Origin of the sequence: Pseudidiomarina planktonica (genome assembly GCF_900177775.1) — a bacterium.
Lineage (GTDB): Bacteria > Pseudomonadota > Gammaproteobacteria > Enterobacterales > Alteromonadaceae > Pseudidiomarina > Pseudidiomarina planktonica.
This window is the reverse complement of sequence record NZ_FXWH01000001.1, coordinates 949,380-969,868: the sequence shown is the minus strand read 5'-3', so window position 1 is coordinate 969,868 and position 20,489 is coordinate 949,380. Positions and strand designations below refer to the sequence as shown.

Annotated in this window: 20 protein-coding genes; 12 read left to right on the top strand and 8 right to left on the bottom strand. The window is 48.9% G+C overall.

What is annotated here, in order from left to right; all coding sequences use genetic code 11:
- The first annotated feature begins 53 nt into the window (after positions 1-53).
- The 12 genes from rsfS (at position 54) to CCE91_RS04465 (ending at position 10,269) form a co-directional block, all read left to right on the top strand.
- The gene (rsfS, locus tag CCE91_RS04520; RefSeq protein WP_086434049.1) at positions 54-377 is read left to right on the top strand and encodes a ribosome silencing factor; all 324 of its coding nucleotides are present in this window, start codon (positions 54-56) and stop codon (positions 375-377) included.
- Complete coding sequence (gene rlmH, locus CCE91_RS04515; RefSeq protein WP_086434048.1) at positions 377-847, top strand: 23S rRNA (pseudouridine(1915)-N(3))-methyltransferase RlmH; 471 nt, start codon at positions 377-379, stop codon at positions 845-847. Before rsfS ends, rlmH begins: the two co-directional genes overlap by 1 nt.
- 2 nt (positions 848-849) lie before the next feature.
- The gene (gene mrdA / locus CCE91_RS04510; RefSeq protein ID WP_198677987.1) at positions 850-2,730 is read left to right on the top strand and encodes a penicillin-binding protein 2; all 1,881 of its coding nucleotides are present in this window, start codon (positions 850-852) and stop codon (positions 2,728-2,730) included.
- A 1-nt stretch (position 2,731) separates the two neighbouring features.
- Entirely contained in the window at positions 2,732-3,850 is a 1,119-nt protein-coding gene (gene rodA / locus CCE91_RS04505; protein ID WP_086434047.1) for a rod shape-determining protein RodA, read from the top strand.
- Positions 3,851-3,882: 32 nt separating this feature from the next.
- The gene (gene mltB / locus CCE91_RS04500; protein WP_234996257.1) at positions 3,883-4,899 is read left to right on the top strand and encodes a lytic murein transglycosylase B; all 1,017 of its coding nucleotides are present in this window, start codon (positions 3,883-3,885) and stop codon (positions 4,897-4,899) included.
- Positions 4,880-5,734 carry a septal ring lytic transglycosylase RlpA family protein gene (locus tag CCE91_RS04495; protein WP_086434046.1) on the top strand — a complete coding sequence of 285 codons (855 nt, stop codon included), beginning with the start codon at positions 4,880-4,882 and terminating at the stop codon, positions 5,732-5,734. The genes mltB and CCE91_RS04495 overlap by 20 nt, the downstream gene beginning before the upstream one ends.
- A 106-nt stretch (positions 5,735-5,840) precedes the next feature.
- On the top strand, positions 5,841-7,004 hold the full coding sequence (locus CCE91_RS04490; protein ID WP_086434045.1) for a serine hydrolase: 1,164 nt from the start codon (positions 5,841-5,843) through the stop codon (positions 7,002-7,004).
- Positions 7,005-7,868, top strand: a complete 864-nt coding sequence (locus tag CCE91_RS04485; protein WP_086434044.1) for a D-amino acid aminotransferase — start codon at positions 7,005-7,007, stop codon at positions 7,866-7,868.
- An 11-nt stretch (positions 7,869-7,879) separates the two neighbouring features.
- Complete coding sequence (ybeD, locus tag CCE91_RS04480) at positions 7,880-8,146, top strand: DUF493 family protein YbeD (RefSeq protein WP_086434043.1); 267 nt, start codon at positions 7,880-7,882, stop codon at positions 8,144-8,146.
- Between the two features lie 45 nt (positions 8,147-8,191).
- Positions 8,192-8,887, top strand: coding sequence for a lipoyl(octanoyl) transferase LipB (gene lipB, locus CCE91_RS04475; protein ID WP_086434042.1), 696 nt, complete (start codon positions 8,192-8,194; stop codon positions 8,885-8,887).
- Positions 8,871-9,836: a lipoyl synthase gene (lipA, locus tag CCE91_RS04470; RefSeq protein ID WP_086434041.1), complete on the top strand. Its 966-nt coding sequence runs from the start codon at positions 8,871-8,873 to the stop codon at positions 9,834-9,836. Before lipB ends, lipA begins: the two co-directional genes overlap by 17 nt.
- A gap of 40 nt (positions 9,837-9,876) precedes the next feature.
- Positions 9,877-10,269 (top strand): MAPEG family protein, encoded by a 393-nt coding sequence (locus tag CCE91_RS04465; protein ID WP_086434040.1) that lies wholly within the window; start codon positions 9,877-9,879, stop codon positions 10,267-10,269.
- On the opposite strand, the gene CCE91_RS04460 is transcribed toward CCE91_RS04465, so the two are convergent.
- The 8 genes from CCE91_RS04460 to nusA form a co-directional block, all read right to left on the bottom strand.
- Positions 10,201-11,181: a hypothetical protein gene (locus tag CCE91_RS04460; protein ID WP_086434039.1), complete on the bottom strand. Its 981-nt coding sequence runs from the start codon at positions 11,179-11,181 to the stop codon at positions 10,201-10,203. The two genes, CCE91_RS04465 and CCE91_RS04460, sit on opposite strands and share 69 nt — an antisense overlap.
- A gap of 15 nt (positions 11,182-11,196) precedes the next feature.
- Entirely contained in the window at positions 11,197-12,075 is an 879-nt protein-coding gene (nlpI, locus tag CCE91_RS04455; RefSeq protein WP_086434038.1) for a lipoprotein NlpI, read from the bottom strand.
- A 115-nt stretch (positions 12,076-12,190) separates the two neighbouring features.
- Positions 12,191-14,341 carry a polyribonucleotide nucleotidyltransferase gene (gene pnp / locus CCE91_RS04450; RefSeq protein ID WP_086434037.1) on the bottom strand — a complete coding sequence of 717 codons (2,151 nt, stop codon included), beginning with the start codon at positions 14,339-14,341 and terminating at the stop codon, positions 12,191-12,193.
- A gap of 199 nt (positions 14,342-14,540) precedes the next feature.
- Entirely contained in the window at positions 14,541-14,810 is a 270-nt protein-coding gene (gene rpsO, locus CCE91_RS04445) for a 30S ribosomal protein S15 (RefSeq protein ID WP_086434036.1), read from the bottom strand.
- Positions 14,811-14,911: 101 nt separating this feature from the next.
- Positions 14,912-15,886, bottom strand: a complete 975-nt coding sequence (gene truB / locus CCE91_RS04440) for a tRNA pseudouridine(55) synthase TruB (protein WP_086434035.1) — start codon at positions 15,884-15,886, stop codon at positions 14,912-14,914.
- Between the two features lies 1 nt (position 15,887).
- A complete protein-coding gene (rbfA, locus tag CCE91_RS04435) occupies positions 15,888-16,265 on the bottom strand; it encodes a 30S ribosome-binding factor RbfA (RefSeq protein ID WP_086434034.1) in 378 nt (125 codons plus the stop codon).
- Between the two features lie 6 nt (positions 16,266-16,271).
- Positions 16,272-18,941 (bottom strand): translation initiation factor IF-2, encoded by a 2,670-nt coding sequence (gene infB / locus CCE91_RS04430; protein ID WP_086434033.1) that lies wholly within the window; start codon positions 18,939-18,941, stop codon positions 16,272-16,274.
- A 24-nt stretch (positions 18,942-18,965) separates the two neighbouring features.
- The gene (gene nusA / locus CCE91_RS04425) at positions 18,966-20,465 is read right to left on the bottom strand and encodes a transcription termination factor NusA (protein ID WP_086434032.1); all 1,500 of its coding nucleotides are present in this window, start codon (positions 20,463-20,465) and stop codon (positions 18,966-18,968) included.
- Positions 20,466-20,489 lie beyond the last annotated feature (24 nt).

Sequence of the window (20,489 nt, the reverse complement as noted above, 5' to 3'; positions counted from 1 at the left end):
AGCTTATTCATTTTATTTAATACGCCCTCATGGCGTAGCGGAGATCTACTGTCTTGCAAGCTGAACAACTGCGTAATTTCGTTATCGAAAAAATTGAAGAATTAAAAGGCCGTGACATTCAAGTGCTTGATGTCCATGAAAAAACTGACATCGCCGAATTTATGGTTATCTGCTCAGGCAGCTCCAAAACTCACGTGCGTAGTATTGCCAATCATGTCGCCACCGAAGCAAAGTATTCAGGTACGCCTGCCATTGGTGTTGAAGGTAGCGAACAGTCAGAGTGGGTACTGGTTGATTTGGGCGATGTTATCGTTCACGTGATGCAGGAAACTACTCGCGACTTTTTCGAACTTGAAAAACTTTGGGGTCACCCCTAATGCGAATCCAGCTGATAGCGGTAGGCACCAAAATGCCAGACTGGGTCAGCACCGGCTTTGTAACCTATCAAAAACGTTTCCCTGCTGAATGTCAGTTACAGCTCACTGAAGTTGCGGCCGGGAAACGTGGCAAGAATGCCGACATTACTCGCATCCTCAAGGCTGAAGGGGAGGCAATGCTAGCTGCTGTCGGCAAAAGCGATCGCATCGTCAGCCTGGATGTAACAGGTAAGCCCTACTCTACTCCTGATTTAGCCGCACGTTTGCAACATTGGCAAATGGATGGGCGCGATATCAGCTTATTAGTTGGTGGGCCGGAAGGGTTAGCGCCAGAGTGTCAACAAGCTGCCAGCGAACATTGGAGTTTATCAGCATTGACCCTGCCGCACCCTTTGGTCAGAATACTGGTTGCAGAGAGTCTTTACCGGGCCTGGAGCCTGAACAGTAACCATCCTTACCATCGCGAATAACTATGTTGAAAAAGCGCGCGACTATCCGTGACCACAATGCCGAAGCCAGTTTATTCAGCCGTCGTGTGGCTGTCGCTCTGGTATTAGTGTATTCGGCTTTTGGGCTATTGCTGTACAACATGTATCAACTACAAGTGGTTCAGCACCAAGGCTTTCAAACGCGCTCTAATGACAACCGCATCAAGATTGTTCCGTTAGCACCAAACCGGGGTCTCATTTATGACCGCAATGGTATTTTGTTAGCGGAAAACCGCCCCGTATTTAGTATTGAAATTACCCCGGAAGAAGTTCGCGACCTGGACACCACCTTAGCTGAGCTTTCCCGTTTGCTGGAATTAGATGCCACAGTTATTAGCGAGTTTCATCAGCAACGCGCCCGCGAGCGGCGATTCTCTCAGGTAACCTTACTGGACAATCTGAACGAAAAGCAGCTTTCTAAATTTGCCGTTCACCAGCATAAGTTTCCCGGCGTTTCTATTGAAGCGCGGTTAATACGGTATTATCCCCATGATGAAATTCTGACTCATGCACTGGGTTATGTAGCCAAAATAAACCGCAACGATGTAAAGAAACTGGAAGAAAGCGGACAAAAAGCCAACTACGCAGCAACCCGAACTATAGGCAAACTCGGCGTGGAGCGATTCTACGAGAAAGTGCTGCACGGTACCGTTGGCTACCAGCAAATTGAAGTGAACAATCGTGGTCGTAAAGTACGTGCTCTGGAAGTTGAGCCCCCAGTGCCCGGCAGCGATATCTATCTTGAACTCGATATAAACCTGCAGCGCAAAGCGGTTGAAATCTTGGGCGATAAACGTGGTTCTATTGTGGTTATGGATACCCGTACCGGTGGTGTCCTGGCAATGGCCAGCACGCCAAGCTACGACCCCAATTGGTTTGTGAACGGTATTTCCTACGCGCGCTATCAGAGTTTACTTGCCTCTACCGAAAGTCCGTTGTTGAATCGCGCCACCCAAGGTGGTTACCCGCCAGCATCAACCATTAAGCCGCAAATTGCCTTGCTGGGCTTAAACGAAGAACTGATTACGTCGAAAACCCGCATCTGGGATCCGGGCTGGTTTGAAATTCGGGGTGTAGACCACCGCTACCGGGACTGGCTGGAATGGGGCCACGGCTGGGTAAACGTCAGTACCGCCATTACCGAAAGCTGCGATACCTTTTACTATGATTTGGCATTGAAGCTTGGCATCGACAAAATGTCGGAGTTTATGTTCCAGTTCGGGTTTGGCGAGTACACCGGTATTGATATTGCCGAAGAATCTGCCGCGCTCATGCCAACGCGGGGCTGGAAGCGGTCGCGTTTTAATCTTCCCTGGTATGCGGGTGAAACCGTTTCAGTGGGTATTGGTCAAAGTTACTGGACGGCCACACCTTTGCAGCTAGCTACGGCTACCGCGATGGTGGTAAACCGAGGCACGCACCTGGTTCCGCGTCTATTAAAAGAAACTGTGACCAATGAGGTCAGTACGCCTGCGTTGATTGAGGAAAAACCACCGGTAACGCTGAATAACCCCGAGTATTGGGATATTGTGCTGGATGCCATGGAAGACGTTGTGAGTACCGTAAAAGGTACCGCCCACACAGCGTTCAGGAATGCCCCCTACACCTCAGGCGGCAAAACCGGTACGGCGCAGGTGAAGAGTATTGGTCAGGACGAAAAATACGTTGCCGAAGATATTGAAGAGCGTTACCGCGACAATGCCATGTATGTTGGTTATGCCCCAGTTGAAGAGCCTGAGATTGTATTGGTTATAGCCATGGAAAACGCGGGTGGCGGAGGCAGTGTTGCCGCACCGGCAGCTCGCGAACTCATGGATTTTTACTTTGGTGTTGCGCCAAAGGAAGAGGAAGAGGAAGAGCAATAACATGCAAACCAATGCTGAACGTCAACGTCATCCTATTCTACAAAAGCTCCATATTGACGGGCCTTTGTTACTGGTATTGATGTGCCTGTCAGTACTCAGTTTGATTTCAGTTTATAGTGCTGCAGGACAAGATCTGGCGTTAATTCAGCGACAGGCTATCCGCATAGGTTTTGCTTTTTTCGTCATGTTTGTGGTGGCACAAATTCCGCCGCCCACCTTGCAGCGTTTCGCCCTTCCTCTGTTCACCTTCGGCGTAGCCCTGCTGCTGGCGGTATTGCTGGTTGGGGTTTCGGCAAAAGGCGCCCAGCGCTGGCTGGATATCGGCGTGACTAATATACAGCCATCCGAAATTATGAAGTTGGCCGTGCCCATGATGCTGGCTTGGTTTATTTCAGAACACGGTTTACCACCATCGTTAAAACGAGTATTTGCAGCTTTCCTGTTATTGCTGGTACCTACTTTAATGATTGCACGGCAACCCGACTTAGGTACTTCATTGCTGATTGGCTCGGCTGGTTTGTTTGTTATCTTTTTAGCCGGCATTAGCTGGCGACTGATTTTCTTTTGTATTGGCGCGGCAGCCGCATTCGCTCCGGTGTTGTGGATTTTCCTCATGCACGATTATCAGCGTCAGCGGGTACTGACGTTTCTAAATCCAGAGAGTGATCCACTAGGTGCGGGCTACCATATTATTCAGTCTAAAATTGCCATTGGCTCCGGCGGAATAGAAGGCAAAGGCTGGTTGCAAGGCACCCAATCCCAACTGGAGTTTCTGCCCGAGCGCCACACTGACTTTATTTTTTCCGTGTTCAGCGAAGAATTTGGTTTAATTGGTGTGGCTGGCTTATTGGTTTTATACGGCTTCGTTATTCTGCGGGGCTTCACTATTGCCATTCGTGCCCAAAGCGCGTTTGAAAAACTTTTGGCCGGCAGCTTAACACTTACCTTCTTTGTTTATGTTTTAGTAAATATTGGTATGGTTTCGGGACTACTGCCAGTGGTGGGTGTACCATTACCGCTAATCAGCTACGGTGGCACCTCAATGGTGACACTCCTGGCCGGCTTTGGCATGTTAATGAGTATTGCCACGCATCGGCGTCTGGTCATGCGGGGCCAATAGCGGCAACGACAACATAAGCTACGAGGTACACAATGAAAGTAATGCAACCATGGTTATGGGTAACTTTGGCGGGGCTATTGGCACACTCCTGGATTCAACCAGCTATAGCCAGCACCGACAAGATTGACCCTGCCGAGCAGCAAGCCTTCATTGATAAAATGGTCTCAGAGCACAACTTCACTGCCAGCGAAGTCGAACGCTTGTTGAGTCAGGCCAATCGAAATCAAGATATTCTTGAAGCTATTCAACGCCCTTGGGAAGCCAAGCCCTGGTATCAGTACCACCCTATTTTTCTGACCGAAAAGCGCATCGCTGGCGGGGTTAAATTCTGGGCTGAACATAAAGAAACTCTGGCTCGCGCAGAACAGGAACTCGGCGTTCCTGCCCACCTCATTGTGGCTATTATTGGGGTGGAGACTTTCTACGGCACCTATAAGGGCAAATATGAGGTACTCGATGCACTTTATACCTTAGGTTTTCACTACCCGCCCCGCCAGAAATTCTTTCGCCAGGAATTAGCTGAGTTTATGCTGCTGATGCGCGAAGAAAAACTGGAGCCAGATAATCTGATGGGCTCCTATGCCGGCGCGATGGGATTTGGTCAGTTTATTTCATCGAGCTACCGCTATTACGCCATTGATTTCGATAACGACGGCCAACGCGACTTATTTAATAATCCAGTTGACGCTATAGGTAGTGTTGCCAATTACTTCCGCAAGCACGGCTGGACTAGCGGACACCCGGTAGCATTTCCGCTCAGTGGTGAAGCGCCGGCGAAAGAACTGATTAGTGGCAAACTGAAACCAGCACAAACCGTCGGTGAACTGACCGGTGCCGGACTCAAGTTACCCGAGCAAGTGCAAGCTCAGGTTGCTGATGAGATGAACGCGAATGTACTCGAATTAGAAATAGAAGACGGCCATGAGTACTGGCTTACGCTGCCAAATTTCTATGTGATAACGCGTTACAACCACAGTCCATTGTACGCCATGGCGGTATATCAACTTAGTGAGCAGATTAAACAAGACTATGCCGATAGCCAACAGTAATAAAATCGTATTCGGGTTGCTGGTACTTGGCTTAGTACAAGCTTGTAGCAGCTCTAACGGTCGTTATCGCATGAGTCAGGATGCCGCCCCGGTGCGGCTGCCTACTACTGCCGAACTGCGCGATCCAATTCCTCGGCAAGAACCTCCCAGCCGCCAAGGGAATAAAACCTATGAGTTGTTTGGCAACACCTATCATGTGATGGGTGACGTGCGTGATTATCAACAAGAAGGTACCGCGTCCTGGTACGGGCAGAAATTTCATGGTCACCTCACCTCCAATGGTGAGTACTACGATATGTTCAGCATGAGTGCCGCACATAAAACCCTACCGTTACCAACCTATGTACGAGTTACCAATCTGGCCAACAACAAATCGGTGATAGTGAGGGTAAACGATCGGGGCCCTTTTCACGGCGACCGGTTAATAGATTTGTCGTACTCCGCTGCCTATAAAATTGGCATGCTCGCCACCGGTACCGCACGAGTGCGGGTTGAAACCGTACAAGCGCCGCTGGTAGAAGTTGCCGAATCGCCAGAGCCAGCCGCGCCGTCGGCCATAATTTCTTCGGCTCCAGCGGCATCAACAGCCACTGAAACAGCACCCGCGAACGAAACCAAGTACTTCATTCAGGTAATGGCGGGCACCAATAACGAACGTTTACAGCAAGAAGCCGACGCTTTGTCGCAACTCTATCAAGTTCCTGCAACTACCCAGGCAAATGATGGTCTATACCGCCTAGTGCTGGGCCCCTTTGCCAATGCGGAAGCAACCGATTTACTGCAACGCCTGAAAGATAACGGGCATCATGATGTTTTTCGGGTTCAACTGCCCTAAATATGGTTAAAGGCCCTCCTATAATGCTATAATTCGCAGCGCTGAATGTGCGTACGGCGCTGCTTGCATACGAATTATTTAATTTCACTAACCGACAGAGACACCCATGATGTTTAGTCACTTTCGAACAGCTTTAACAGTTCTTTTTCTTTCTACCTTTGTGATGAGTGCGGCAGCAAGTGGTGTAGTTCCGCAAGCGCCAGCAGTAAACGCCAAAGGCTATCTACTTATCGATTACACTACCGGTAAGGTATTGGCGGAAGAAAATGCCGATGAACGGTTAGCACCGGCCAGCCTGACGAAGATGATGACCAGTTACATTATCGGACGTGAAATTCAGGCGGGACGCATTCACCCAAGCGATTTGGTTACCGTGAGTGAGCGTGCCTGGGCGAAAAACTTCCCTGAGTCTTCAAAAATGTTTATTGAAGTAGGCAAACAAGTGTCTGTTGCCGACTTAAATCGCGGCATTATTATTTCTTCAGGAAATGATGCCTGCGTTGCCATGGCCGAGCATATTGCCGGTAGTGAAGAAGCGTTTGCAGATTTAATGAATGCTTATGCCAGTGATTTAGGCATGACCGGAACAAATTTCGGTAATAGCCATGGTTTGCCGCACCCGGAGCAGTACACCACTCCGCGCGACATGGCTATTCTGGCCAAAGCTCTAATTGAAGAAACACCTGAAGAATATGCGCTGTACGCCGAGAAATCTTTTACTTACAACAACATTAAGCAGTACAACCGCAACTCGTTGTTGTGGGACCGCAGCATGAATGTTGATGGTATTAAAACCGGCCACACTCAGGAAGCAGGCTATAGTCTGGTTACCTCGGCGGTTGACGGTGATACACGCTTTATCTCGGTGGTAATGGGTACCAACAGTGAGCAACAACGTAAAGTTGAAAGCAAAAAACTGTTGAACTACGGCTTCCGTTACTTTGAAACTGTAACTGCTTATGCAGCGGGTGATAGCTTTGTCAGCCATCGCATTTGGGGCGGTGATACCGACGAAGTTGAACTTGGTGTTAGCGATGACGTAGTTATTACTTTGCCTCGCGGTCAACGTAACAGCCTGCAAGCCAACTTTGAGCTGAACGAAGAGCTACAAGCCCCGCTTGAGAAAGGAACTGTAGTTGGCAGCGTATATCTGCAATTAGACGGTGAAGATATTGCCAGCTTCCCACTGGTAACATTGCACGCCGTTGAAGAAGGTGGCGTATTTAAACGCCTGACAGATTATTTGAAAAAGAAATTTGGTAGCGAATAAATGGCCGAAACGGTTTATTTAAATGGCGACTGGCTGCCTGCCGAGGCAGCCAAAGTCTCGGTGTTTGACCGCGGCTTCCTGTTCGCCGATGGAATTTATGAAGTGGTAACTGTGTATGCCGGTCAGTTATTTTTGCTCGACCGTCATTTACAGCGTCTCAACCGGTCATTGTCTGCCCTGGGCATAGCCAATCGCAGTGATTCCGAATGGCAGCAATTATTCGAGCAGGCTATTCAGAAGAATGCTATTGCGGACGGCTTTATTTATTTGCAGGTAACCCGTGGTGCTGATACCAAGCGCTCGCACTTACCAGCAACCATGCTAACGCCAACAGTGTTTATTAGCGCTACCCATATTCAGCTGCCAACCGAATTACCGGAGCCAGTACGGGTATGTGTTATGGACGACATTCGCTGGTTGCGCTGTGACATTAAGAGCATCAGCTTGTTAGGTAATATACTGTTGAAGCAGCAAGCCGTTGCCATGGGCGGTATGGAGCCACTGTTACATCGCGCTGGCCGGGTAACTGAAGGTGCGTCCTGTAATTACTTCATTGTAAAAAACGGTCGCTTAATAACGCCACCGAAAGATGAACTGATATTGCCCGGCATTACCCGCGACTGGTTAGTAGAACTGGCGCGCGACAACGGTATTGAGGTGCATGAGGAAGCCTTTGATTTAGACGCTTTGTACGCCGCCGATGAATGTTTCTTAACTAGTTCCAGCCGTGAAATTCAGCCGGTTGGGTGGTTAGATGAGCACATGGTTGCAGATGGTCGACCTGGCGCTATGACCCGCCAATTAGCGGATCTATTTCGTGCCAATGCGCCTATTGCTGCAGCAAAGCAGCAAGCCGCAGGCTGAGGAAAATGACTATGCAAAAGACAAAATTTGATGAATTGGTGGAGTTTCCCTGCCACTTTACTTTTAAAGTTATGGGCGTTGCCACACCAGAGTTACCGGATCAGGTAATAGCAGTGTTGCAGGAACATGCTCCTGGTGATTATTCACCAGCGGTAAAACCGAGCAGCAAAGGCAATTACCACTCTATTTCGGTGGCCGTAAAGGTTGAAAGTCAGCAACATATCGAAACGCTGTACCGCTGCTTAGCGGACATCGAAGACGTGCGTTACGTACTCTAGCTCAGGCCGCTAGCCGAGGCTAATTCAGGTAGGTATAATGCTCCTATGTCAGAACATTTGTCCGAACATTCAAATGCAACCGCCGAGCTGGTAATACGTCAACTAGGACGTCAGGCCTATGAGCCTGTGTGGCACGCTATGCAGGCCTTTACCGATGCCCGCGATGAACACCAACCCGATGAGCTTTGGGTGGTAGAGCATGAACCAGTGTTTACGCAGGGTCAGGCCGGTAAAGAAGAACATTTGTTGGCTCCGGGCGATATTCCGGTAGTGAAGGTGGATCGCGGTGGACAGGTAACCTACCATGGTCCCGGTCAGCTGGTGGTTTATTTTCTGTTAGATATACGCCGCCGCAAACTTGGTGTTCGCCAATTAGTGAACCAAATCGAGAACACCATCGTTTCAGTGTTGGCAGAATACAATATTGACGCAGCGGCACGCTGCGACGCCCCGGGAGTGTATGTTGGCGACGACAAAATATGCTCACTGGGGTTACGCATTCGGCGCGGCTGCTCGTTCCATGGTCTGGCCTTTAATATAGACATGGACTTAAGCCCGTTTCTTCGTATTAATCCTTGTGGTTATGCCGGATTGAAAATGATTCAGAGCAAATCACTAGGTGGGCCGCAAAGTTTTGCAGAGGCAGCCGACAAGGTTACCAGTGAATTTGCACAGCGGCTCTCATACACCACTATCACACAGCAAGCAGGACTCAATCTCGATTATGTCAAAGCCAGTTAGAGTTGAACCCGGCGTAAAAATGCGCGATGCCGACAAAATGGCATTAATTCCGGTTAAAGTGGTTCCGACCGAACGTGACGAAATGTTACGCAAGCCTTCGTGGCTAAAAGTGAAATTGCCATCTTCAACCCAGCGTATTGACGAAATTAAGCAAGCTATGCGCAAACATGGCCTGCATTCTGTCTGTGAAGAAGCCTCTTGTCCGAACTTACCCGAGTGCTTTAATCACGGTACTGCTACCTTCATGATTCTGGGCGCTATTTGTACCCGCCGCTGCCCGTTTTGTGATGTTGCTCATGGTCGCCCACTACCTCCGGATGCTGAGGAAGCGGTTAAACTGGGTGAAACCATTCGCGACATGAAAGTTAAGTATGTGGTGGTAACCTCGGTTGATCGCGATGATCTTCGCGACGGTGGCGCTCAACACTTTGCCGACTGTATTCGTGAAATTCGTGCGCACTCGCCTGGTATTCAGGTAGAAGTACTGGTACCTGACTTCCGTGGTCGCATGGACGTCGCATTGGATATTCTGACCGGCGAAGTACCTGACGTATTCAACCACAACCTGGAAACTGTGCCACGCATGTACAAAGCGGCTCGCCCAGGCGCCAACTATCAGTGGTCGTTAGACTTACTGAAACGCTTTAAAGAAGCACGCCCGGATGTGCGCACTAAGTCAGGCTTAATGGTCGGTTTAGGTGAAACTAACGAAGAAATTCTGCAGGTAATGCAGGATTTACGTGACCACGATGTCGACATGCTGACTATTGGCCAGTATTTACAGCCAAGTCGTCACCATTTACCGGTAACCCGGTACGTGCATCCTGATGACTTCGAAATGTTCCGTCAGGCTGGTGTGGATATGGGCTTTACCCATATTGCCAGTGGCCCGTTAGTGCGCTCTTCTTACCACGCCGACTTACAAGCTGCCGGTAAAGAAGTGAAATAAAAAGAAGTGACGTAAAAACTTAACCACTGGAGAAGAATAGATGAGCCTTTTGATTTGGTGTTTACTAATAGCAGGCCTGTTACCTATTGCTGCCAAAGCTCCGGTGGTGTATTTCCAAAATCGCGACAAGGGTTACGACAATCGTCATCCGCGTGCCCAGCAACAGCGCTTAACCGGCGCTGGTGCCCGGGCCGTAGCCGGCCACTACAATGCCTATGAAGCGTTCCCGTTGTATGCCGCTGCGGTACTGTTAGTGATTGCAACCGATCAAATCACGCCAGAGAACCAGTGGCTTGCCGTTGCTTTCATCGTATTACGGTTAAGCTATCACGTGCTGTATTTAGCTAACTTTGACAAGTTGCGTTCACTGGTTTGGTTTTTCGCTATTGCCTGCCCCGTGCTCATGATTGCCCAGGTTGCCACCGCTCTCTAGCGTTTCGCTCAGGTAATTCTGCATTAAATCAAGATAGAGCTGCGGCCATTTCGGCACATCAAAATGCTGCATGGCCGTAGTTTCTGCCACCGGTTTCCACGCAAATAACCCAACCTGTTCGCAGGTATCTGTCTGGAACAACCCAAACTCCTGCTCCTTGCTACTACCAAGCTTCCAGCCTTGCTCGGTTGGCTGCGCTAGTTGCTGCCAATGTGTCACCTGCTCTTTCCACGGCAATTGCTGCCATAGTTCCTGTAGTTCATTTGCACTCAGGTAGCGCCGCTCAGTTACCACCACGTTCAAACTAGGGTGATTGTAGCGCCCCTGGCAAAAATTCTGCGCCAACGGCTCGCGCATAGCGTATTCATCGGCCAAACCAGCAATGTGAGCCAGCTCATGTGCCAATAAATCAACTGAGGCATCACTGGGTAACTGGATGCTGTTCGCTTTGGCATAAGCGCGCTCTGTGGGCGCGAAATTAATGTGCCCACGCAACGAAGGTTGCAGTAGCTCACCAAAATGACCTTGAAAGCACCATCCCAAATTAGCCTGCGGATGCTCTGAAAAACCGGCAAAAAGTTCAAGTACCGAAGCCAGCTCACCTGTTTCGGGCAACTGCACTGCAACACAGTTCTGTGGTAACGGAGCTGGACCGAATAATTGGCGCGCACCGAGTTGCAAACGCGGCTGCTGAGATTCGCTAAGCAACTGCAGTCGAGCCTGTAATTGTGCACTGCTGGAAACCTTCGCGAACGCCTCACTAACAGGCAGCTGCAGTGTTGGTGAACTAGCTTGAGTTGGTTCAGGAGTAGTTGGCTGGCGGCTTAACTGATGGGCAGACCAAACGCCTGCCACCAGCGGTACACTTATGATGGTGAGTATGCCCGCTAGCGGTTTAATAGCAGCTACCATAGCGCCAACTCTGCTTTAGTTAGCAGCATTCGTTGTTGCTGTCTTCGCCATTCTAGCCAGTTCGACCGAGGCATAACGGTGTTCGACAAATTCTAATACATTGGTACTTAGCGCCAGGCGAAAGAATAGTTTGGCATCCTCATTGCGCTGTTGTCTTTGCAACATCTTGCCCAGATAAAAATAAGCTTCGCAAAGCCGTTCGGCCACGGTGTTTGGATTGTCGCTGGCGTTGTCATTGAAGTCGGAATTTAAAAACTCCCGAATGCTTTGCTCACCCAAATAAACCCCAATGATTTCCCGTGCCCATTCAGATTCCGGAATATCCGCATAGTAATCAGCTAAGTTGCGGCGCGCCTGTTCGGCATCTACTTCATGCTCGGCCAGATATAACCAAAGTACACGATAGGGATCGGTGGGATCGCGCTCAGCATAGCCACGCATATCCGTCTGCGCGTGTTCGTAGCGGCCGTGGTAATAAGCAGCAACACCGCGGTTCAGTAGTGCGTAACCATGCTCAGGTTCAAGTTCAAGGACGGAGTCAAATGCGTCATAGGCGTACTGATATTCACCTAGTACCGTGAAGTGAATACCCAGGTAATTATAGGCATTGGCAAGATCGGGGATGTATTCCAACGCATGGTTAAAATCTATTCTAGCCAGCGTGCGCAGGCCTAAAGCATCATAGAGTGCGCCACGGCGATAAAGTAACTCACCAAGCTGGTCACCGGCTATATCCTGCCGCATAAAGTCGTTTAATTTACCCAGTTCAATTTCATAGGCGAACCGCGTTTGCACCGGCTCTGCAACTGGTAGATTGTTCCGCAAGTTCGACTGGCTGGCACACCCACTCAAACTAACAGCAAGCAAAAGTAATACTAAGCGAAAACTATTCATGAATACGACCCCTTTGGTATAGCCACATTACACCACACTTATGAAGCTAAACAAAAGCTGTCAGCCAATAAAAAAGGGAGCCAACCGGCTCCCTTTTCACTTTCTTAGCTGTCGCTTATGCGTCGTCTTTTGAAGCTTCTTCAGTTGCTTCTTCTGCAGCTGCTTCCGGTTTTGCTTCCGGAGCTTTCTCAGCGGCTTCTTTCATGCTTAAACGGACGCGACCCTGACGGTCAATTTCCAGTACCTTAACTGGTACCACATCACCAACTTTCAGGTATTCGTTCACATCGTTCACGCGCTCTTCAGCGATTTGTGAAATGTGAACCAGACCGTCTTTGCCAGGTAAAATGGTAACAAAAGCACCGAAGTCTACGATACGCGCTACTTTACCTTCGTAAATAGCACCTACTTCAACGTCAGCAGTCAGTTCTTTAATACGCGCGATAGCTTTATCAGCTGATTCCTGATCGGTAGCCGCAATGCGGATGGTGCCGTCATCATTGATTTCGATGTTAGTACCAGTACTTTCCGTCAGTTCACGAATAACCGCACCACCTTTACCAATCACGTCACGGATTTTATCCGAGTTGATTTTCATGGTGTGGTAACGCGGCGCGTAGTTTGACAGTTCACTGCGGTGACCAGAAATAGCATTGTCCATTACACCAATGATGTGTAAACGCGCTGCTTTCGCCTGCGCTAATGCTTTTTCCATGATTTCACGGGTGATACCGTCAATCTTAATATCCATTTGCAGTGCAGTAATACCATCATTACTACCGGCTACTTTAAAGTCCATGTCGCCTAAGTGATCTTCGTCACCCAGAATGTCAGACAGTACGACAAAGTTATCGCCCTGCTTCACCAGACCCATGGCAATACCAGCAACTGAGGCTTTAATTGGCACACCGGCATCCATTAACGCCAGTGACGAACCACAAACTGAAGCCATTGAGCTGGAACCGTTTGATTCAGTGATTTCTGAAACCAGACGAATGGTGTACGGGAAGTCGTCATGCGACGGCATTACCGCTTGAATACCACGCTTCGCTAAACGGCCGTGACCGATTTCGCGACGCTTAGGCGAGCCAACCATACCGGTTTCACCAACACAGTACGGAGGGAAGTTATAATGCAGCATGAAGCGGCTGTTTTGCGAGCCAATGATGTCATCAATAATCTGTGCATCACGCTCAGTACCTAAGGTTGCTGTTACCAGCGCCTGAGTTTCACCACGGGTAAACAGTGATGAACCATGGGTACGCGGTAACACACCAGTAGCCACGTGAATCGCACGAACCATATCCGGGTCACGACCATCAATGCGTTTTTCACCAGCAATAATACGACCACGAACCACGTCTTTTTCAATGGAGTGGAATAAATCGCTGATTTCACGCTCATCCAGCGTTTCGTCAGTTTCTACTAACTTCGCGGTAATTTCAGTTTTAAGTGCGCTTAACTGATCACGACGTTCGGTTTTATCAGTGATCATATAAGCTTCACCAATACCCGCTTCGGCCAGTTCTTTCACTTTGCTTAACAAATCTTCGTTTACTGCCGGTGCAGTCCATTCCCACTTCGGCTTACCAGCTTCAGCAGTGAACTCGTTAATAGCAGAAATCACGGTTTGTAGTTGCTCATGGCCATACATTACCGCACCCAGCATCACGTCTTCAGACAGCAGCTGAGCTTCAGATTCAACCATTAATACGGCGCTTTCAGTACCGGCTACAACTAAATCAAGTTGTGATTCAGTCAGCTCTTCCTGACTTGGGTTTAATACGTATTCATTGTTGATAACACCAACACGTGCTGCACCAATAGGACCAGCAAATGGCACGCCGGCAATCGACAATGCCGCTGAGGTACCAATTAGGGCTACGATATCTGGTGAAATTTGCGGGTTAACCGAAATCACGGTTGCCACAACTTGTACTTCATTAGTGAAGCCGTCCGGGAATAATGGACGAATTGGGCGGTCGATTAAACGACAGGTCAATGTTTCGTTTTCTGAAGGACGGCCTTCACGTTTGAAAAAGCCGCCTGGAATTTTACCGGCTGCGTAGGTACGCTCCTGGTAGTTTACGGTCAATGGGAAAAAATCCTGACCTGGTTTTGCTTCTTTTTTTGCAACCACAGTTACCAGAACTGTCGTGTCATCCATGCTTGCTAGCACAGCACCAGTTGCTTGACGTGCCATCACGCCAGTTTCTAAAGTTACGGTATGCTGACCGTATTGGAATTTTTTAGTAATCGGATTCACGTTAATTTTTCCTTCACCTATTTCTTGCTTTTGCTTGGCCTCATGGCCCTTTCTCTTTCAGTTTCATTTTCACTTTTAAATAGTGCGTGCACAGTATAGCGGAACTATGTACGTGCGCCCAAATGAAAAGGCATAATGCGAATAAAGTAGCCGCTGAAATGAAAAAAGGGCCAAACGGCCCTTTTTTCAACGTAATAACTTAGCGACGTAGTCCTAAGCTATCAATCAACGTTGCATAACGTTGGTTGTTTTTACGCTTTAAGTAATCCAGCAATTTACGACGCTGGCTTACCATACGCAACAAACCACGACGTGAGTGGTGATCTTTCGCGTGTGCTTTAAAGTGACCCTGCAATTCGTTAATGTTTGCAGTTAATAGTGCAACCTGCACTTCAGGTGAGCCCGTGTCGTTCTCGCCCTGACCATATTTCTTAACGATTTCAGCTTTAACTTCTGCAGTTAGTGACATGTATAACTCCTAAAAATATAAGTAAATTAAGTATTGCCGATCACTAATTCAGCAATACAGTGGCCGCGAATTATACGTGCTTACTTAGCACAATACAATTGCTAATAATGGTCTTGCGTAAGCCGCTCACCAACGTTAAGTACCCGTTTCGGTGCCAGGATGAAACCACCTGCAGGTGCTGGCTCCGCTGTTGCGATACCTAAAAATAAGTTATCAGCCTGGCGTTTTATCCGGTATTCAGCGCCCTCTTGCAGGTTGTCAGGAACAGGCACCGGCATACCGTGCTGAAATTCCGCTGTGTCTGCAGTATTTAACAACACCACCGGCATCTCACTGATAATGCTGTCGCTGGCTAATAACACAGCGTCTAAGGCTAGATAGTCCTGATCATTTTCACTCTGCTCGGCCGGTACCAACTGTTCCAGTTGCTCCAGCGTCAGCATAGGTAGTTCCTGTAAGCCTGCTACCCAATGTCGGTGCAACGCCACCACATGCGCGCCAAAGCCCAGGCGCTGGCCTAAGTCATCAATCAGGGTGCGTATATAAGTGCCTTTGCTAGCCACCACATCCAGCGTGATATCACCATTTTCCATACTGACAAACTCAATACTGTAAATGGTGATAGTGCGCACTTTGCGCGGTACTTCAATACCATTGCGGGCATAGTAATAGAGCGGTCGGCCTTCGTGCTTTAACGCCGAAAACATGGAGGGTGCTTGTTCTTGTTCACCAATAAACTCAGGCAGAATTTGCTGAATTTCTTCGGCCGTTTTATCCACTACCTGCTCGGCGACCAGGTCACCTTCGGAATCGCTGGTGGTGGTACGCTGACCCAAGCGTGCGGTCACCCGGTAAGCTTTGTCGGCGTTTAATAAGTAGTGGGAGAATTTGGTCGCTTCGCCCAGACACACCGGCAACATACCTGTTGCAAGAGGATCAAGAGCACCGGTATGGCCGGCTTTTTTCGCGTTAAAAAAACGCCGCACTTGTTGAAGTGCGGCATTCGAGGTTATGCCGGTAGGCTTGTCCAGTAATACCACGCCACTGATGGGGCGTCCGGACTTACGTCGTGCCATGTCAGTCGTCCTTGTTCTTGCTCCGATCGCGCTGAATCGCTTCGTCTACCAAACGGGACATGCGAATGCCCTCATTCAGTGACGGATCATGCACAAAACGCAAGGCAGGTACGATACGAGCCCGTACCCGTTTGCCTAACAATGAGCGCACAAATCCAGCCGCATCATTCAATACTTTCAGGCTGGTTTTAACCTGTTCCTCATCGTCGTGAAAGAAGGTCACAAACACCTTGGCATAAGCCAAATCCCGTGACACTTCTACACTGGAAACAGTCACCATACTCACGCGCGGATCTTTAATTTCCTGCTGCAGTATCGTTGCGATTTCGCGTTGATACTGCTGCCCGACCCGCTCTGTACGACTGTAGTCTTTTGCCATAGCTGCTTATAAGCTCCGCTCGATCTGAACCGTTTCAAACACTTCGATTTGATCGCCAGCTTTGACATCGTTGTAGTTCTTCACACCGATACCACACTCCATGCCTTTACGAACGTCTTGTACGTCATCTTTAAAGCGGCGCAGAGATTCCAGCTCGCCTTCATAGATAACCACGTTGTCGCGCAGGACACGAATTGGTGCTGAACGTTTCACGACACCTTCGGTAACCATACAACCTGCAATGGCACCAATTTTCGGTGATTTGAACACGTCACGAACTTCAGCAAGGCCAATGATTTCCTGACGGAATTCAGGTGACAGCATGCCACTCATGGCCGCCTTCACTTCATCAATCAAGTCGTAGATAACGCTGTAGTAGCGTAAATCAACGCTTTCTTGCTCAACCAATCGTTTCGCAGCGGCTTCAGCACGTACGTTGAAACCAACCACAATAGCGTTTGAAGCACTGGCCAGAGACACGTCAGTTTCAGTAATACCACCAACGCCACTACCAATAATGTTCACTTTCACTTCGTCGGTAGACAGTTTTTGTAACGACTCAGCAATAGCTTCCAGCGAGCCCTGAACGTCAGACTTCAGTACCACGTTCAACTCAGCTACATCGCCTTCTTCCATGTTCGCAAACATGTTTTCCAGTTTCGCTTTCTGCTGACGGGCCAGTTTGACGTCACGGTATTTACCTTGACGGTAATTCGCCACTTCACGAGCTTTACGCTCATCCTTCACCACAGTGGCTTCATCGCCCGCCTGAGGAACACCAGACAAACCAAGAATCTCAACTGGTATAGAAGGACCTGCTTCTTTAATTTCACGGCCAAGCTCGTCGCGCATGGCACGAATTTTACCGTATTCAAGGCCACATAGAACAATGTCACCCTGACGAATTGTCCCTTCTTGCACCAGAATTGAGGCTACCGGTCCACGGCCACGGTCAAGGCGTGATTCAATCACGATGCCGTGTGCCATACCATCGGCAACTGCTTTCAAATCTAATACTTCAGATTGTAGCAAGATAGCTTCCAGTAACTGGTCAATACCTTGACCTGTGTGTGCAGATACCTGAATGAACTGGACATCGCCGCCCCAATCTTCTGGTACTACGTCACGCTGAGCCAGCTCGTTTTTAACGCGATCCGGGTCGGCTTCTGGCTTATCCATTTTGTTTACAGCAACTACGATAGGAACATTCGCCGCTTTCGCGTGCTGAATAGCTTCTAAGGTTTGTGGCATCACGCCATCGTCTGCTGCAACTACCAGGATAACAATGTCGGTTGCGCCGGCACCACGTGCACGCATAGAGGTAAAGGCGGCGTGACCTGGAGTATCCAGGAAAGTTACCATGCCTTGATCCGTTTCTACGTGATACGCACCAATGTGCTGCGTAATACCACCAGCTTCACCTGAGGCTACTTTCGCTTTACGAATGTAATCAAGTAATGAGGTTTTACCATGGTCAACGTGACCCATAACGGTTACTACTGGCGCACGCGGCTTCAGCTCGCCCTGCTCAGATTCACCACGGTCGGCCATCACGGCTTCTTCCAGCGCGTTATCGCTAACCAATAAGTATTTGTGGCCCATTTCTTCAACCACTAAGCTGGCCGTTTCCTGATCCAGAACCTGATTGATGGTTACCATTTCGCCCATCTTCATCATAGTCTTAATCAAGTCGCCGGCTTTTACTGCCATACGGCTGGCTAATTCGCTTACCGTAATGGTTTCACCAATGCGAACTTCACGTTCAACTGGTGCAGCTGGCTTATTAAATGCCTGTTGCAAGGTTGACGGACGACGTCCACCTTTACGACGCTTCTCGCGACGTGGTGCTTCATCTTTTTCTTCATCTTCACGACGACGCTTCTTCTTGCGACGGCTACGACGTTCTTCATCGACATCCTGCGCATCTTCCGCAGCCTGGGCGTGCGTTGACGTGGTAAAGTGAACGTCTTCTTTCTCGGCTTCTTTACGCTTGGCTTCTTCTTCCTGCCAGCGGCCTTCATTCTCTTCAGCCAGCTTACGAGCTTCAGCAGCTTGCTTTTCAGCTTCCGCTTCGGCTTTCTTACGCGCTTCTTCTTCCTGAGTTTTCTTCAGGCGCTCTTCTTCTGCTTTCGCAGCATCAGCAGCAGCACGTTCTTCCGGCGTCATCGCAGCACGCTTTTCAGCTTCAGCTTTAGCGCGAGCTTTTTCTTTTTCTTTGCGAGCTGCTTCTTGCTTGGCTTTTTCTTCGGCAGCTTTCTTATCAGCCGCAGCTTTTGCTTCAGCCGCTGCTTTTGCTTCTGCTTCTTTGCGTTTCAAATCAGCTTCAGCTTGTTCTTTTTCAACACGCTCTTGCTCTTCACGTTGCTGATCTTCCACAGCAGAACGCTTCACGTAGGTGCGCTTCTTACGCACTTCAACCTGCACTGCCTTGGCTTTAGTACCGCCACCCAGGCTTAGCGTGCTTTTGGTTTTACGTTGCAAGGTCATTTTGCTTGGCTCTGACGAACCTTTGCCACCGTGCTGACGGTTTAAAAATGCTAGTAGTTCTTGTTTTTCGCTCTCAGTGACACCGTCACCTGGCTGTTTTTTCATACCAGCTTCAGCAAATTGCTGTACTAAACGATCTACCGTCGTACCCACATCTTTGGCTAGCTTATCCAGCGTTACTTCTTCCATAGTTTGTTGTACCCCCGTCGACCGCTATTTCTCTTCACCAAACCAGCAAATGTTACGGGCTTGCATAATAAGCTCGCCTGCTTGCTGACTTGATAACTCTTCGATATCCGCAAGGTCATCAATACCCTGCTCGGCCAATTCTTCTAGTGTTGTGACACCGTGTCTTGCTAACACGAATGCTAAATGCCGGTCTAAACCTTCCAGCCCCAACAAAGTCTCATCTGGTTCAGCGCCTTCCAGCGACTCTTCGTTTGCCAGTGCTTTGGTTGTTAAAACGGCTTTCGCCCGATTTCTTAACTCTTCGACGATATCTTCGTCCATGCCTTCAATTTCAAGCAACTCTTCCATTGGCACGTAAGCAACTTCTTCTAGTGAAGAGAAACCTTCGTCAACCAACACAGAAGCGAAGTCTTCATCAACTTCTAACGCGCTGGTAAATAAATCCAACAGGCGTTGTGCTTCGGCTTCGTTCTTTTCAGTGAAGTCATCAATCGACATCACGTTTAGCTGCCAACCAGTTAACTGGCTTGCTAAGCGCACGTTCTGGCCACTCTTACCAATAGCCTGAGCCAGATTGCCTTCTTCCACAGCAATATCCATGGTGTGTGAATCTTCATCCACCACAATAGAAGCAACTTCAGCAGGTGCCATTGCGTTAATAACGAATTGGGCCGGATTATCGTCCCACAATACGATATCAACCCGCTCGCCACCAAGTTCGCTGGACACAGCCTGAACACGGGCGCCACGCATACCTACGCAAGCACCAACCGGATCGATGCGGCGATCGTTACTCTTCACGGCAATTTTAGCACGTGATCCAGGATCACGAGCGGCACCGCGAATTTCAATCATTTCTTCGCCAATTTCCGGTACTTCAATACGGAACAGTTCCACCAGGAAATCAGGGTGAGTACGGCTCACAAATAATTGCGCACCACGTGCTTCCGGACGCACATCATAAAGCAGACCACGTACGCGGTCGCCAGCGCGAACGGATTCACGCGGTAACATTTCTTCACGGTAAACAATAGCTTCGGCATTGTTACCTAAATCAAGTATAACGTGCTCACGATTAGCCCGTTTCACAGTACCGCTAACCAAATCACCTACTTGATCCTGATATTCTTCGACCACTTTCGCGCGTTCTGCTTCGCGCACTTTTTGTACAATAACCTGTTTCGCGGTTTGCGTGGTAATACGATCGAATTCAATCGATTCTATTTTCTCTTCCACGTAGTCGCCTAACTGAATTTCAGGGTTCTCGTACTGTGCCGCTTCTAAGCCGATTTCATGGTACGGATTTTCTAAACCCGTATCTGAATCATCAACCACTAACCAACGACGGAAAGTGTCAAACTCACCCGTAACGCGGTCAATGCTGATACGCACTTCAATGTCGCCGTCATACTTTTTCTTTGTCGCATGTGCCAGCGCGGACTCAAGTGCCTCGAAAATCTTCTCTTTTGGAACGGCTTTCTCGTTAGAAACCGCTTCTGCAACCATTAAAATTTCTTTTGTCATTATTGTTGCCTCGCCAACACTGTC